The 14,626-nt window shown below is 71.9% G+C and carries 14 protein-coding genes; 2 read left to right on the top strand and 12 right to left on the bottom strand.

What is annotated here, in order from left to right; translation table 11 throughout:
* Positions 1-8: 8 nt before the first annotated feature.
* From ruvB to hisD, 9 genes are all read right to left on the bottom strand, one after another.
* Positions 9-1,049, bottom strand: coding sequence for a Holliday junction branch migration DNA helicase RuvB (gene ruvB / locus ET989_RS06935; RefSeq protein ID WP_131167812.1), 1,041 nt, complete (start codon positions 1,047-1,049; stop codon positions 9-11).
* Positions 1,049-1,657: a Holliday junction branch migration protein RuvA gene (ruvA, locus tag ET989_RS06940; RefSeq protein ID WP_131167813.1), complete on the bottom strand. Its 609-nt coding sequence runs from the start codon at positions 1,655-1,657 to the stop codon at positions 1,049-1,051. The genes ruvB and ruvA overlap by 1 nt, the downstream gene beginning before the upstream one ends.
* Before the next feature lie 31 nt (positions 1,658-1,688).
* Entirely contained in the window at positions 1,689-2,255 is a 567-nt protein-coding gene (gene ruvC / locus ET989_RS06945) for a crossover junction endodeoxyribonuclease RuvC (protein ID WP_131167814.1), read from the bottom strand.
* Between the two features lie 56 nt (positions 2,256-2,311).
* A complete protein-coding gene (locus ET989_RS06950; RefSeq protein ID WP_131167815.1) occupies positions 2,312-3,100 on the bottom strand; it encodes a YebC/PmpR family DNA-binding transcriptional regulator in 789 nt (262 codons plus the stop codon).
* A 177-nt stretch (positions 3,101-3,277) separates the two neighbouring features.
* A complete protein-coding gene (gene priA / locus ET989_RS06955; protein WP_131167816.1) occupies positions 3,278-4,006 on the bottom strand; it encodes a bifunctional 1-(5-phosphoribosyl)-5-((5-phosphoribosylamino)methylideneamino)imidazole-4-carboxamide isomerase/phosphoribosylanthranilate isomerase PriA in 729 nt (242 codons plus the stop codon).
* A gap of 74 nt (positions 4,007-4,080) precedes the next feature.
* The gene (gene hisH, locus ET989_RS06960; protein WP_131167817.1) at positions 4,081-4,692 is read right to left on the bottom strand and encodes an imidazole glycerol phosphate synthase subunit HisH; all 612 of its coding nucleotides are present in this window, start codon (positions 4,690-4,692) and stop codon (positions 4,081-4,083) included.
* A complete protein-coding gene (gene hisB / locus ET989_RS06965; RefSeq protein WP_421958212.1) occupies positions 4,689-5,300 on the bottom strand; it encodes an imidazoleglycerol-phosphate dehydratase HisB in 612 nt (203 codons plus the stop codon). Before hisB ends, hisH begins: the two co-directional genes overlap by 4 nt.
* Entirely contained in the window at positions 5,300-6,397 is a 1,098-nt protein-coding gene (locus ET989_RS06970; RefSeq protein ID WP_206662257.1) for a histidinol-phosphate transaminase, read from the bottom strand. Before ET989_RS06970 ends, hisB begins: the two co-directional genes overlap by 1 nt.
* Positions 6,391-7,710, bottom strand: a complete 1,320-nt coding sequence (gene hisD, locus ET989_RS06975) for a histidinol dehydrogenase (RefSeq protein WP_131167820.1) — start codon at positions 7,708-7,710, stop codon at positions 6,391-6,393. The genes ET989_RS06970 and hisD overlap by 7 nt, the downstream gene beginning before the upstream one ends.
* Before the next feature lie 12 nt (positions 7,711-7,722).
* Between hisD and ET989_RS06980 the strand changes: the two genes are divergently transcribed.
* Positions 7,723-8,469, top strand: a complete 747-nt coding sequence (locus ET989_RS06980; RefSeq protein WP_241656242.1) for a DUF554 domain-containing protein — start codon at positions 7,723-7,725, stop codon at positions 8,467-8,469.
* On the top strand, positions 8,469-8,966 hold the full coding sequence (gene ybaK, locus ET989_RS06985; protein WP_131167821.1) for a Cys-tRNA(Pro) deacylase: 498 nt from the start codon (positions 8,469-8,471) through the stop codon (positions 8,964-8,966). Before ET989_RS06980 ends, ybaK begins: the two co-directional genes overlap by 1 nt.
* On the opposite strand, the gene ET989_RS06990 is transcribed toward ybaK, so the two are convergent.
* From ET989_RS06990 to dnaE, 3 genes are read right to left on the bottom strand one after another with little or no spacing between them, the layout of a single operon-like run.
* Positions 8,967-10,412, bottom strand: a complete 1,446-nt coding sequence (locus ET989_RS06990) for a CYTH and CHAD domain-containing protein (protein WP_131167822.1) — start codon at positions 10,410-10,412, stop codon at positions 8,967-8,969. It abuts the gene before it with no gap.
* Positions 10,405-10,947, bottom strand: coding sequence for a hypothetical protein (locus ET989_RS06995; protein ID WP_131167823.1), 543 nt, complete (start codon positions 10,945-10,947; stop codon positions 10,405-10,407). Before ET989_RS06995 ends, ET989_RS06990 begins: the two co-directional genes overlap by 8 nt.
* A 10-nt stretch (positions 10,948-10,957) precedes the next feature.
* Complete coding sequence (gene dnaE, locus ET989_RS07000) at positions 10,958-14,491, bottom strand: DNA polymerase III subunit alpha (RefSeq protein ID WP_131167824.1); 3,534 nt, start codon at positions 14,489-14,491, stop codon at positions 10,958-10,960.
* Positions 14,492-14,626: the final 135 nt, after the last annotated feature.

Raw genomic sequence — 14,626 nt, forward strand, 5'->3', positions numbered from 1 at the left:
CTACCGGGTCAGGCGTCGAAGTCGGTGAAGAGGTCCGCCCGGCCCGGCGGGATGGACAACCCGAGGTGCCGCCATGCGCGCGGCGTCGCGACCCGGCCGCGGGGCGTCCGCATGAGGAAGCCCTGCCGGATCAGGTACGGCTCGGCGACCTCCTCGACGGTCTCGGTCTCCTCGCCGACGCTCATCGCGAGGGTCGACAGGCCGACGGGGCCACCGCCGAAGCGGACGCACACCGCCTCCAGCACGGCGCGGTCGAGCCGGTCCAGGCCGAGTTCGTCCACCTCGTACAGCTCGAGGGCGGCCGCGGCCACGGACGGCGTGACGCGGCCGGACGCCTTGACCAGCGCGTAGTCGCGGACGCGGCGCAGCAGGCGGTTCGCGATGCGGGGCGTGCCGCGGCTTCGCGAGGCGATGACCTCGGCGGAGGTGCCGTCCACGTCGACGCCCAGCAGGGCGGCGCTGCGCCGCACGATGCCGACCAGGTCGGCGGCGTCGTAATAGTCGAGCTGGCCGGTGAAGCCGAACCGGTCGCGCAGGGGGCCGGGCAGCAGGCCGGCCCGCGTCGTGGCACCGACGAGGGTGAATCGCGGGATCTCGAGCGGGATCTCGGTGGCACCCGGACCCTTGCCGACGATGACGTCCACCCGGAAGTCCTCCATGGCGAGGTAGAGCATCTCCTCGGCCGGGCGGCTCATCCGGTGAATCTCGTCGAGGAAGAACACCTCGCCCTCGGCCAGGCCGGACAGGATCGCGGCCAGGTCGCCGGCGTGCTGGATCGCCGGGCCGGAGCTGATGCGCAGCGGCGCGCCGACCTCGTTGGCGATGATCATGGCCAGCGTCGTCTTGCCCAACCCGGGCGGGCCCGACAGCAGCACGTGGTCGGGTACGGCACCGCGGTGCTGGGCGGCCGCGAGCACCAGGCCGAGCTGTTCGGCCACCCGGGGCTGGCCGCGGAACTCGGCCAGCGTCGGGGGCCGCAGCGCCCCGTCGACCACGTGGTCGTCGGTGTGCGCGTGCGGGTCGAGCGGGTCGTCGCTGAGCTTGGCCATCAGCGGGCCAGGCTCTTCAGGGCGGCGCGCATGAGGTCACCGATGCCGACCGCCGGGTCCTCCTCGCGCAGGTGGGCCACCCGCTCCACCGCGGCGTGGGCGTCCTTCCCGCCCCAGCCCAGCGACTCCAGGCCGGACGCCACCTGCTCGCGCCAGTCTTCGGCCGGCAGTGAGGCCGCGCCCGCCGAGAGGTTGGGGACGGCGCCGAGGGCGTTCACCCGGTCCTTGAGCTCGATGATCATCTTCTGGGCGCCCTTGGGGCCGATGCCCGGCACGCGGGTCAGGGCGGCCACGTTGCCCTGGCTGATCGCGACGCGCAGTTCCTCGGGCGGCAGCACCGACACGACCGCCTGTGCGATCTTGGGGCCGATGCCCGACGCGGACTGGACGAGCTCGAACGCGTCCCGCTCGTCGGGGGAGGTGAACCCGTACAGGGTGAGCGAGTCCTCCCGCACCACCAGCGAGGTGTGCAGGGTGGTCGGCTCCCCCACCCGCACGGACGCCACCGTGGCCGGCGTGCACAGCGCCCGGACCCCTAGCCCGGACAGGTCGAGCACCACCCACGTGCCGCTGACGGCGATCACGGTGCCGGTGAGTTGGGCGATCATGCGTGCCTTCCGTTCCTGCCGGTCGTGCCCTTCACGCCAGCCTCCTCTGCGCGGCGCGGGCGCGGGCCAGGGCCTGTCCCATCGCCAGGTCGCGGCGCACCTGCGCCTCGTTGATGCGGGCGATCGCCGGCGCGCGCCACAGGTGGCACACCGCGAGCGCGACGGCATCCGCGGCGTCCGCCGGCCTGGGCGGAGCCTCCAGCTTCAGGATGCGCATCACCATCTGCCCGACTTGGGCCTTGTCGGCGCGCCCGTTGCCGGTGATGGCCGCCTTCACCTCGCTGGGGGTGTGCTGGGCGACCTGCAGCCCGGCGCGGGTGCCGACGAGCAGCACCACCCCGGACGCCTGCGCGGTGCCGATGATCGTGCTCACGTCCCGGCGCGCGAAGACGCGCTCCACCGCGATGGCGTCGGGGCGGTACTCGGCCAGGTACTGCACGAGGCTGCGCTCCAGGCTGGCCAAGCGCTGCCCCGTCTCCATCTCGGCCGGCGTGCGGACGACGTCGGCGAGCAGGAGCGCGGGCTTGCGCCCGGAGTCGCCCTCGATGATGCCGACCCCGCAACGGGTCAGGCCGGGATCGATCCCGAGCACGCGCATGCCACCACCGGTTCCCTCAGCTGATCGAAGTCCGAACGTATGTTCGGATCGTAGCGTCAGGCGTCCAACGACTCGAGGATTTCGTCCGGCACGTCCTCATTGCTGTAGACGGCCTCGACGTCGTCGACGTCCTCGATGGCGTCCAGCAGCTTGAACAGCTTCTCTGCCGCCTCACGGGAGTCGATTGCCTGCTCGAACTGCGGGCGGAACTCCAGGTCGGCCGACTCGTAGTCGATGCCCGCGTCCTGCACGGCCTTGCGGACCGCGACCAGGTTGGCGGGGTCGGCGACGATCTTGAAGGTCTCGCCCTCGTCCACGATGTCCTCGGGCCCGGCGTCGAGGGTCGCCTCCATGAGTTCGTCCTCGGTCACCGTCTTGTCGGTGCCCTTCTTGTCGGTCGCCGGCTGCAGCTTCTTGACCTCGACGACGCCCATCCGGTCGAAGACGCGCGCGACCGAACCCATGTCGGCGACCGTGCCGCCGTTGCGGGTGATCGCGACCTTGACGTCGGACGCCGACCGGTTGCGGTTGTCGGTCAGGCACTGGATGAGGATCGCGACGCCGGCGGGGCCGTAGGCCTCGTAGGTGATCTCGTCGTAGGAAACCGCGTCGTTGCCCTCGCCCCCGCCGCGCTTGACGGCGCGGTCGATGTTGTCGTTGGGGACCGAGTTCTTCTTCGCCTTCTGGATGGCGTCGTACAGCGTCGGGTTGCCGGCCGGGTCGGGTCCACCGATGCGCGCAGCCACCTCGATCTTCTTGATCAGGTTCGCGAACAGCTTGCCGCGCTTGGCGTCGATCGCGGCCTTCTTGTGCTTGGTGGTGGCCCACTTGGAATGCCCGGACATGGGTCTCCTTCACTCGTCTCGTCAGGTCCGCCTTCCATCCTATCGTGGACGCCCGTGGGGCTGGTGCCGGTGATCGGGCTCGAGGCGTGTTCCGGGTCGCCGCCGCCTGCACGCTGCTCGCGCTACCGATCTACCTTTCCACCTGCGCCGGTTGAGGCGCCGGACGGCAGGCTGGAGTCACTCCTCGGCGACGGCCAGGGCGTCGGTGAGGGTGAAGTTGCCGACGTAGAGGGCTGTCCCGATGATGGCGCCGGTGACCCCCAGCGGCACGAGCCCCCGCAGCGCGCGGAGGTCGTCGAGCTGCGCGATGCCGCCGGAGGCGATGACCTCGGCACCCGTGCGTGCGGCGACCTTCTTCAGCAGATCCAGATTCGGGCCGGTGAGCATGCCGTCGGACTTCACGTCGGTCACCACGAAGGTGCGGCATCCGGCAGCCGAGAGGCGGTCGACGGCCTCGGCCCAGTCGCCGCCCTCGCGGACCCAACCGCGCGCGGCCAGGCGCGAGCCCTTCACGTCGATGGCGATGCCGATCCGCTCGCCGTAGCGCCCGATGACCTTCTCGCACCACTCGGGGTTCTCCAGGGCCGCGGTCCCGAGGTTGACCCGGGCGCAGCCGGTGGCCAGCGCGCGTTCGAGCGCCTCATCGTCCCGCAGGCCGCCGGACAGCTCGACCTTCAGGTCCATCGCCGCGGTGATCTCGGCGATGATGTCGGCGTTGGAGCCGCGTCCGAAGGCGGCGTCGAGGTCGACCAGGTGCAGCCACTCGGCGCCGGCGTCCTGCCAGCGCTGGGCGGCGGCGAGCGGGTCGCCGAAGGTCTTCTCCGACCCGGCGACCCCCTGGGCCAGCTGGACGGCCTGACCGCCCTGGACGTCGACGGCCGGCAACAGGACAAGCTTGTTCGTCACCTGCCGAAGACTAGCCCAGCGCTCACGGCTCGATGTCGCGCTCCCAGAACCGCGGGACCGCGACGCCGGCCCCGTCAGAGGGAGCCGACCCAGTTGCGCAGCAGCCGTGCGCCGGCCTCGCCGGACTTCTCCGGGTGGAACTGGGTGGCGCAGAGGGCGCCGTGCTCGACGGCTGCGACGAAACGGTCGGCGTCGTGCTCGGCCCACGTCACGCGGACGCCCTCGGGCAGGGGCGCGCGCACCGCGTAGGAGTGCACGAAGTAGAAGCGCTCGGCCTCGACCCCGGCGAACAGCGCCGAGCCCGGTGCGGTGCGCACGGTGTTCCAGCCCATGTGGGGCAGGCGCCCGGCGACCAACTGCTCGACGAGCCCGGGCAGGACGCCGACACCGGCGGTCTCGATGCCGTGCTCGGCGCCGCCGGCGAACATCACCTGGTGGCCCACGCAGATGCCGAGGACGGGGCGTCCGGCGGCCAGCCGCTCGCGGATGATGCGCGGGCCGTCCACGGACTCCAGGCCGGCCATGCAGGCGGCGAACGCCCCCACCCCGGGCACCACGAGGCCGTCCGCCGCGAGGCACTCCTCGGGCGAGGCGGTCAGGACGACGTCGGCACCCGTCTCGGCGAGGGCACGCGTGACCGAGTGCAGGTTCCCCGACCCGTAGTCGAGGACGGCGACCAGCGTCACAGGGCGCCCTTCGTGGAGGGCACGACGCCCTCGATGCGGGTGTCCGGCTCGACGGCGGCGCGCAGGGCACGGGCCAGCGCCTTGAACTGGGCCTCGACGATGTGGTGCGGGTCGCGCCCGCGGACCAGGTCCAGGTGCACGCACAGGCCGGCGTTCAGGGCCAGCGACTCGACGACGTGGTAGGTCATCGACCCCTGGTAGGGCACCCCGGAGCCGCCGATGCGGGCGTAGACCTGGGCGTCCGGCTCGCCGGTGCAGACGACGTAGGGGCGTCCGGCAACGTCCACGACGCAACGCGCCAACGCCTCGTCCAGGGGCACGATCGCGTCACCGAAGCGGCGGATGCCCTTCTTGTCCCCCAGCGCCCCGGCCAGCGCCTGGCCGATGACGATGGCGGTGTCCTCGACGACGTGGTGGCCGTCGATGTGGACGTCGCCCACGGCGTCCACCGTTAGGTCGATGAGCGAGTGCTTGGACAGCGCGGTGAGCATGTGGTCGTAGAAGCCGACCCCGGTGCTGATCGACGAGGCGCCGGTCCCGTCGAGGTCCAGCTCGACGGTGATCGTGCTCTCGCTGGTCGTCCGCTCGATGCGGGCCTTGCGTGCCATCACTGCTCCATCCTCGGGGCGTCGATCGCGGCCAGGGCTGCGAGGAACGCCTCCATCTCCTCAGGGGTGCCGGCGCTCACGCGCAGGTAGCCGGCCGGGCCAGTCTCGCGCACGAGCACGCCGCGCTCCAACAACTGCTGCCAGGCCAGGTGCCGGTCGGCCCACCGCCCCACCAGGGCGAAGTTGGCGTCGGAGTCGACGACCTCGAAGCCGAGCTCGCGCGAGCGAGCGACGAGGTCGTCGCGGGCCGCCCGCAGGTCGTCGACGCGGGCAAGCATCTCGTCGGCGTGGGCGAGGGCGACCGACGCCACCGCCTGCGTCTGCGCCGACAGGTGGTAGGGCAACCGGACGATGCGGCAGGCGTCGACGACCGCCGGGGCGGCAGCCAGGTACCCGAGGCGTCCGCCCGCGAAGGCGAACGCCTTGCTCATCGTGCGCGAGACGACGAGGTTGCCGTACCGCGGCAGGAGGGACAGCGCCGTGGCCCCCGGAGTCCGGCTGAACTCCTGGTAGGCCTCGTCGACCACCACGATCGCGTCGGTGCCGGCCACCACCTCCTCGACGACCGCGAGCGGCGTCGTGGTGCCGGTCGGGTTGTTCGGCGTCGTGATGAGCACCACCGACGGGTCGTGTTCGGCGATCGCGCCCAGCACCAGCTCCGCGTCGAGGGTGAAGTCCGCGCGGCGCGGGGCGGTGACATAGGCGGTATGGGTGTTGCGGGCGTACTCGGGGTACATCGAGTAGGTGGGCGTGAACGACAGCACGCGCCTGCCGGGGCCGCCGAAGGCCCCCAGCACGTGGGTCATCACCTCGTTGGACCCGTTGGCCGCCCAGACGTTCTCGACGCCGAGCCCGTGGCCGAGGTAGTCGGCCAGCTGCCCACGCAGACGGGTGAACTCGCGGTCGGGGTAGCGGTGGTAGGCCGCGGCGCGGATGGCCTCGGCCATGTCGGTCAAGGTCGCCGCCGAGGGCGGGTAGGGGTTCTCGTTGACGTTCAGGCACACCGGGACGTCGAGCTGCGGGGCGCCGTACGGCTCCTCGCCCACGAGTTCGGGGCGCAGCGGCAGGTCCGCCAGCGTCGGGTTCGGCCTCACCAGCGATCGACCCCCTCCGCGGCGGTGCGCACCGTGATGGCGGCCCGGTGGCCTGGCAGGTGCTCGGCGGTGGCGAACGCCTCGACGGTCGGTCCGACCTCGCGCAGCGCGGCCTCGTCGTAGTGGATCAGGTGCACCGTCTTGGTGAACGAGCGTACGGTCAGGCCCGACTGGAACCGGGCGGCGCCGGCGGTGGGCAGCACGTGGGTCGAGCCCGCCGAGTAGTCGCCGAGCGGCACGGGCGACCACGGGCCGATGAAGATCGCCCCGGCGTTGCGCACCCGGTGGGCCACCTCGTAGGCGTCGCGGGTGTGGATCTCGAGGTGCTCGGCGGCGTAGGCGTCGACCACCTCGAGGCCCTGGTCGAGATCGTCGACGAGCACGACGGCCGACTGGGGGCCGGCCAACGCGGTCCCGATGCGCTCGACGTTGTCGAGGCCGGCGACCTGCCCGGCCAGGAGCTGGTTCACGGAAGCCGCCAGCTCGGGACTGTCGGTGACCAGCACGGAACCGGCCATGGGGTCGTGCTCGGCCTGGCTGATCAGGTCGGCGGCGACGAACGCAGGGTCGGCGGTGTCGTCGGCCAGCACGGCGATCTCGGTGGGGCCGGCCTCGGAATCGATGCCGACGATGCCGCGCAGCAGCCGCTTGGCGGCGACCACGTAAATGTTGCCGGGGCCGGTGACCAGGTCGACGGGCTCGCACAACCCGGGGACGCCGTGGGCGAACATCGCGATCGCCTGGGCGCCACCGACGGCGTACACCTCGTCGACGCCGAGGAGGTGGCACAGGGCCAGGATGGTGGGGCTCGGCAGGCCGCCGTGCTCCCTGCTGGGCGGCGTGGCCACGGCCAGGCTGCCCACGCCCGCCACCTGGGCGGGCACGACGTTCATGAGGACGCTGGAGGCCAGGGGGGCCAGCCCGCCGGGCACGTACAGGCCCACCCGTGAGACGGGGACCGTCTTGGTCTCCACCACGGCGCCGGGGGCGACCTCGGCGCGCACCAGCGCGGGCGTCCCCTCGGTCTGGGCGACCTCGCTGCGGCGGCGGATGCTCTCGACGAGCGCGGCCCGCACGTCGGCGTCCAGTTCGTCGGCGCAGCGCGCCAACTCCTCCACCGGCACGCGCAGGTGCTCGGGCTCGACCCCGTCGAACTTCGCGGCGAACTCGCGCAGCGCCGCCTCGCCCCGCTCGGCGACGGCCGCGCAAATCGGCTCCACGACGGCCACGGCGTGCTCGACGTCGAAGGCACCGCGCGGCACGACGGCGCGGTAGTCGGGGTTCGTTCCTCGGACATCGATCAGGCGGAGTTCCACGGAGGTGATTCTATGGCTGTCATGTTCATCGGTATCGGCACGGTCGCCAACGTGGTCACCGTGGCCGCGGGCGCGGTGATCGGGCGGCTGCTGGGCGATCGGATCCCCGCGCGGACGAGCAGCACGATCACCGACGTCCTCGGCCTCATCACGTTGGTCCTCGGCGTCGGCTCGGCGCTTTCGATGTCGTCGGCCGCCCTCACCGAGGCCGTCGGCCCCGGCGCGCCCATGCTGATCGTGCTGGGCTCCCTGCTGTTCGGTGCCGTGGTCGGCTCCGCGCTGCGGGTCGAGGAGCGTCTCGAGTGGGGCGCCACCTGGCTGCGGACGCGCTTCGCCCCCACCGGCGACGCCGGCACCTTCGTGGACGCCATCGTCACCCCGACGCTGCTGTTCTGCGTGGGGCCGCTGACGATCCTCGGCTCGATGTCGGACGGCCTGGGCCGCGGAGCCGACCAGCTCCTGGTGAAGTCGGTGCTGGACGGTTTCGCCGCCATCGCCTTCGCCAGCACGCTGGGCTGGGGCGTCGTGTTCTCGGCCGTGGCCGTCGGCATCGTGCAGGGCAGCCTGACGCTGGCGGCCTTCCTGCTCGGCGACCTGTTCTCCGCCGCGCAGATCGACGCGCTGACGGCCACCGGCGGCGTGCTGCTGATGGCACTGGGCGTCCGGCTGCTCAAGCTCAAGAACATCCCCGTGGGTGACCTGCTGCCCGCGCTGGTCTTCGCCCCGATCCTCGTGGTTCTGGTCCAGGTGATCCGCTGATGGCCCGCCGCAAGGCCCCCGGCGGTACGCCCGCCACGGACGCCCTCACCGCCGCCGGCGTCGCGTTCGAGCCCGTCGAGTACGCCCACCACGACGACGCCACCGGCTTCGGGGCGGAGGTCACCCGCGAGACCGGCCTCGACGCCGCCGTCGTGTTCAAGACCCTGGTGGTCAGCACCGGGCCGCGGCAGCTGGCCGTCGGCGTCGTGCCCGTCGCGGGGCGCCTGGACCTCAAGGCGCTCGCCGCCGCGCTGGGGGTGAAGGGGGTCGAGATGGCCGAACCGAAGGTGGCCGAGCGCTCGTCGGGGTACGTCGTGGGGGGCCTCTCCCCCCTTGGCCAGCGGACGCCGTTGCCGACGGTCATCGACTCCTCCGCCGAGGGCTTGGACCGGCTGTACGTCTCGGGTGGGAAGCGCGGCCTCCAAGTGGGGCTCGCGCCCGCCGACCTGGCCGCCGTCACGGGGGCCACGTTCGCGCCCATCGCGCGCGAGGGCTGATCAGGCCCCGTCCAGCACCACCGCGAGCGCTTGGCGCCCCTCGACGAGGGCGGCCGCTCGACGATCGGCCTGCGCGTCGGTCAGCACCCGCCACACGCTCGTGCCCGGCTCGGCGGACGCGCTGCGCGCCACCTGGGCGATCAGGTCGCTGGCCACCGCCGTGTCCTGCAGCTCGCCCAGCGCCTCGGTGACGGCCTCCCAGGCCGCGACGTCGGCGTCCGTGCCGGAGACGGCGTCGGCCATCGCCTCGGTCGCGTAACGGACAGCCTTGGCCGCCTTGCGCACCTCGTGCCAGCCCTCCAGGTGCCCGGGGTCGGCCTCGGCCCGGCGGAGCAGCTTCGCCACGCGCTGGATCGCGGCGTCCCGGGCCGGCGGCAGCACCTCGCCGGCCGGGCGGCTCGCCCGGCCACGGAGGGGCGGGTCGACCAGCAGCTTGACCAGGGCCTCCCGCAGCGCCCGGGCGCGTGGGCTGTCGAGCTCGGCGACGAGCGCGGCGTGCGCCCGGTCATGCTCGGCGCGCAGGTGCCCGAGGATGCCCTCGCGGACGTCGGCGGGCACCTCGTCGCGCAGTTCGGCGAGCAGGTCGCCGAACTCCTCGCGGAGCACCTCGGCGTCGCGGGGCTCGCCGAGCACGGCTCCGAGCCAGCGCAGCTCGGCGCGCAGCGGGTCGGTGCGGGCGGTGTCGAACAGGCGGGCGAACGTCTTCAGCAGGCTGCGCAGGCGCCGCGTCGCCACCCGCGCCTTGTGCACGTGGTCGGGGGCGTCGGCGCGGACGCCCGGCTCCAGCGCCTGCAGCACCCCGACCTGCCGGGACGCCCACGCCAGCAGCACGTGGCGCGCCGGGGCGTCCGGGTCGATCGGTGGCTCAAGCCGCGGTACCGGCGCCAGCGCGCGGGCCACCTTCGACGTGTGCGGGGCGGGCACCGCCCCCGCCGCGAGCAGCCGCTCGGTCAGGGCGCCCAGCAGGCCGACGGGCGCGCCGGGCTCCAGTTCCACCTCGATCTCGGCCCACGACTCCTCGCCGGCCGCCGTGGTCGCGTGCACCGCGTCCCGGGCCAGCGAGGCCACCAGCACGCCGCCCGCGGTGAGCGCCGACTCGACCCGCGTCGTCCGCAGCCGGGCCACCGGCACGACCGCGGACAGGCCGGCGACCTCGCGGGCCTCCTGGCGCAGCGCGTCCGGCATGGTGTCGCCGTCGGGCGCCTGCACCTCGGTGCGGGCCCCACCCGCCGCGGGGCGCTTCAGGTGCCAGCCGTCGTCCTTGCCGCCGACGCGCCGGCGCAGCGACCAGCCGGCGTCGGCCAGCGCGCACGACAGCGTGTCGTGGTAAGTCGCGTCCAGACTGAACGGCTGGGACGAGGCGACCTCGACCAGCCCGCCGAAGTCGGGGGCGACGTCGGCCGGGGCGGTGAACTTCCGCTCGACCTCGAGGGTGCGCTCAGACATCGACGTCGGTCCGCTCGGGGGCGGGCTCGACGGCCGGCGCCTCCTGTCGCACCATCTCCGGGCCGAGCGAGGCGGCGAACAGCGGGACCGCCACGGCGGCGAACACCCAGATGGCCAGCGCCGAGGGTGCCTGCAGTTGGAGGGCGACCGCGACCTGATCCCCGGCCTGGGCGGCGGCGAGCCGCTCGGCGAACGGGCCGGGGCCGAAGACCTCGCCCAGCCACCAGCAGGTCAGGCCGCCGACGACGGCCAGCGCGCCGGTGATGACCGCCACCGGCCAGCCGATGCGCCGCAACCGCGCCCACGCTGCCACCCCGATCGCCAGGCCGCCGAAGACGGCCAGGACCGAGTACCAGAACGTGGCGGAGAACACCTGCGTGCGGTCGAGGTCGGTCATTTCCGCGTGGCCGTCGGGGTAGACCGTCCAACGCGGCAGCACCGAGACGTTGGCCCACAGCAGGGCCGCGACGGCGCCGACCAGCAGCGCCAGGGCCGTGAGCCCGAGCACCCGGCTGACCGTCCGTCGGAACCTCATGGTCGGCATGCTAGGCGCTGACACAGGAGGGACCCAACAGTGCCTTGAGGTCGGCGACCAGCGAGCCGCTCTGCTGGACGCGCAGCCGGTCGTCCAGCTTCCACACCGTGGCTCGCTGCGGGCTGACCAGCCGGACGCGCACCTCCTGGGTCCCGGGGTGCTGGCGGAGCGTGAACTTCAGCTGCTCCACGACCTCGGGGGTGCACCGCGAGGTCGGCAGCGAGATGGTCACGGGGCCGGACGGGCCGGCGCTGACGTCGGGGAACGACACGTCGGACGCCGTGAGCTCCACCGACTCGTCGCGCTCGCGCAGGCGTCCCTTGATGCGCACGATCACGTCGGTGCCCAGCGACGTGGCCACCGGCATGTAGGCCTTGTTGAACACCATGACCTCGATGGAGGCGTCCAGGTCCTCCACCGTGAGGATCGCCCAGACCTTGCCGTCCTTGGTCTGCTTGCGCTGGATGCCGGTGATCATGCCGCAGATGGTGACGATGCCCTCGCGCGGCCCGTCCTCGCCCGTCAGCTGCTGGATGCCCAGGTCGCGGTTGGCCGCGAGCACGTGCTCCAGCCCGTAGAGGGGGTGGTCGCTCACGTAGAGGCCCAGCATCTCACGCTCGAAGGCGAGCTTGGTCATCTTCTCCCACTCGGGCAGGTCGGGCACGGGGCTGGACGCCAGCGCGCCGGCCCCGTCGGCGTCGTCGCCGCCGAAGAAGTCGCCGAACAGGTCATCCTGCCCCAGGGCCTGGTTGCGCTTGAGCGAGACGACCTCGTCGACCTTCTGCTCGAAGACCTCCAGGAGGCCGCGGCGGGTGTGGCCGAGGGAGTCGAAGGCGCCGGCCTTGATCAAGGACTCGATGACGCGCTTGTTGCACACGACGGCGGGCACCTTGTCGAGGAAGTCGTTGAAGTCCTTTGCCGCCGTGTGCTCGGCGCGCGCCTCCATGATGCCGTCCACCACGTTGTTGCCGACGTTGCGGATGGCGCCCAGCCCGAAGCGGACGTCCGTCCCGACCGGGGTGAACCGGCCCTGGGACTCGTTGACGTCGGGCGGCAGCACCTTGATGCCCATGTGGCGGCACTCGGCCAGGTAGATCGCCGACTTGTCCTTGTCGTCGCGCACCGACTCCAGGAGCGCGGCCATGTACTCGGCCGGGTAGTGCGCCTTGAGGTAGGCCGTCCAGTACGACACCACCCCGTAGGCGGCCGCGTGCGACTTGTTGAAGCCGTACGCCGAGAACGGCACCATCGTCTCCCACAGGGCGTTGATGGCCGCCGAGGAGAAGCCGTTGGCCTTCATGCCGGATTCGAAGTTCACGAACTCCGCGTCGAGGACGGACTTCTTCTTCTTGCCCATCGCCCGACGGAGCAGGTCTGCAGCGCCGAGGCTGTACCCGGCCAGCTCCTGCGCGATTTGCATGACCTGCTCCTGGTAGACCAGCAGGCCGTAGGTCTCGCCCAGCAGCTTGTCGAGGGGTTCCTCCAGCTCGGGGTGGATGTGCGTGACGGGCTGCTGGCCGTTCTTGCGCATCGCGTAGTTGACGTGGGTGTTCGTGCCCATCGGGCCCGGGCGGTACAGCGCACCGAGGGCGGTGATGTCGGCGAACTTGTCCGGGCGCATGAGCCGGCACAGGGCGCGGTAGCCCGAGCCGTCGAACTGGAACACGCCGAGCGTGTCGCCGCGGGCCAGCAGCTCGTAGGTCTTCGGGTCGTCCGGCTCGCGGGCCAGGGCGTCCAGGTCGAGGTCGACGCCGGCGTTGATCTTCACGTTCTTGACGGCGTCGTCGAGGATCGTCAGGTTGCGCAGGCCCAGGAAGTCCATCTTGACCAAGCCGAGGTTCTCGCAGCTCGGGTAGTCGAACTGGGTGATGATCTGGCCGTCCTGCTCCCGCTTCATGATCGGGATGACGTCCATCAGCGGCTTGCTGGACATGATGACGCCGGCGGCGTGGACGCCCCACTGGCGCTTGAGGCCCTCGATGCCGCGGGCGGTGTCGACGACCTCCTTCACGTCGGGGTCGGCGTTGTACAGCTCGCGGAACTCGGTGCCCTCGCCATAACGCTCGTGCTCGGCGTTGAACACGTCGGCGATCGAGACGTCGTTGCCCTGTTGGGCCGGCGTGTACACCTTCGTGATCTGGTCGCCCAGCGCGTACGGCTTGCCAAGCACGCGGCCCGCGTCCTTGATCGCCTGCTTGGCCTTGATGGTGCCGTAGGTGACGATCTGGCACACGCGGTCGTCGCCGTACTTCTCGGTGACGTACTGGATGACCTCGCCCCGACGGCGCTCGTCGAAGTCGACGTCGAAGTCGGGCATCGAGGGGCGCTCGGGGTTGAGGAAGCGCTCGAAGATCAGGCCGTGGGGCACCGGGTCGAGGTCGGTGATCCTCATGGCGAACGCGCACATCGAGCCGGCGCCCGAGCCTCGGCCGGGGCCGACGCGGATGCCGTTCTCCTTGGCCCACCTGATGTAGTCGGCGACGACCAGGAAGTACCCGGCGTAGCCCTTGCCGATGATGACCTGCTCCTCGAACTCGGCCTGCTGCGTGGCGTAGTCGGGCACGCCGTCGGGGAACCGCGCCTCAAGCCCCCGGCGCACCTCCTTGTGGAACCACGACTCCTCCGTCTCGCCCTCGGGCACCGGGAACTCCGGCATGTAGGTGCCGGTGCCCTCGTCGAAGGAGACCTCGCACTGCTCGGCGATGGCCAGGGTGTTGTCGCAGGCCTCGGGGAGGTTGCTGAACAGCAGCCGCATCTCGGCGGGGCTCTTGAGGTAGTAGCCCGTGCCGTCGAACTTGAAGCGGCCGGGCGTGTCCTTGTTCGCGCCGGCGCTCACGCACAGCAGGGTGTCGTGGTCGTCGGCGTCCGAGGCGTGCACGTAGTGCAGGTCGTTGGTGGCCACCAGGGGCAGGGCGAGCTCCTTGGCCAGGCGCAGCAGGTCGGCGCGCACGCGGGTCTCGATGTCGAGCCCGTGGTCCATCAGCTCGACGTAGAAGTTGCCCGCCCCGAAGATGTCGCGGAACTCGGCGGCCGAGGCGACGGCCTGCTCGTACTGGCCCAGCCGCAGGTAGGTCTGCACCTCGCCCGAGGGGCAGCCCGTCGTGGCGATGAGCCCCTTGCCGTAGCGCTGCAGCAGCTCGCGGTCGGCGCGCGGCTTGTAGAAGAAGCCCTCCAGCGAGCTCAGGGAGCTCAGCCGGAACAGGTTGTGCATGCCCTCGTTGTTGGCGGCCCACATCGTCATGTGGGTGTAGGCGCCCTTGGAGGCGACGTCGTCACCGGTGCCGTCGCCGAACTGGACGCGCTTGCGCTCGCTGCGGTGCGTCTTGGGCGTGAGGTACGCCTCCAGGCCGATGATCGGCTTCACGGGGCTGCCCTTGGCCGTGCGGTACCACTCGTACGCACCGAACACGTTGCCGTGGTCGGTGACCGCGAGCGCGGTCATGCCCATCTCCTCCGCGCCCTTGACCAGCGCCTTCAGGCGCGCGGCGCCGTCCAGCATCGAAAACTCAGAGTGGCAGTGCAGGTGAACGAATCCATCGCCCATGTTCTAGGTCAACCTCCCGAGTGCCCAACCCTAGCTTGGGCCGGTGACAGTTCCTGACACCGGCTCACCCCAGCCGGTTGCGGCGATTGCGCCGAGCCGCCGCACGTGCTTCGATCGGACGGCGAACCCACGGAA

The sequence above is a fragment of the Propioniciclava sinopodophylli genome, assembly GCF_004324755.1.
GTDB lineage: Bacteria > Actinomycetota > Actinomycetes > Propionibacteriales > Propionibacteriaceae > Propioniciclava > Propioniciclava sinopodophylli.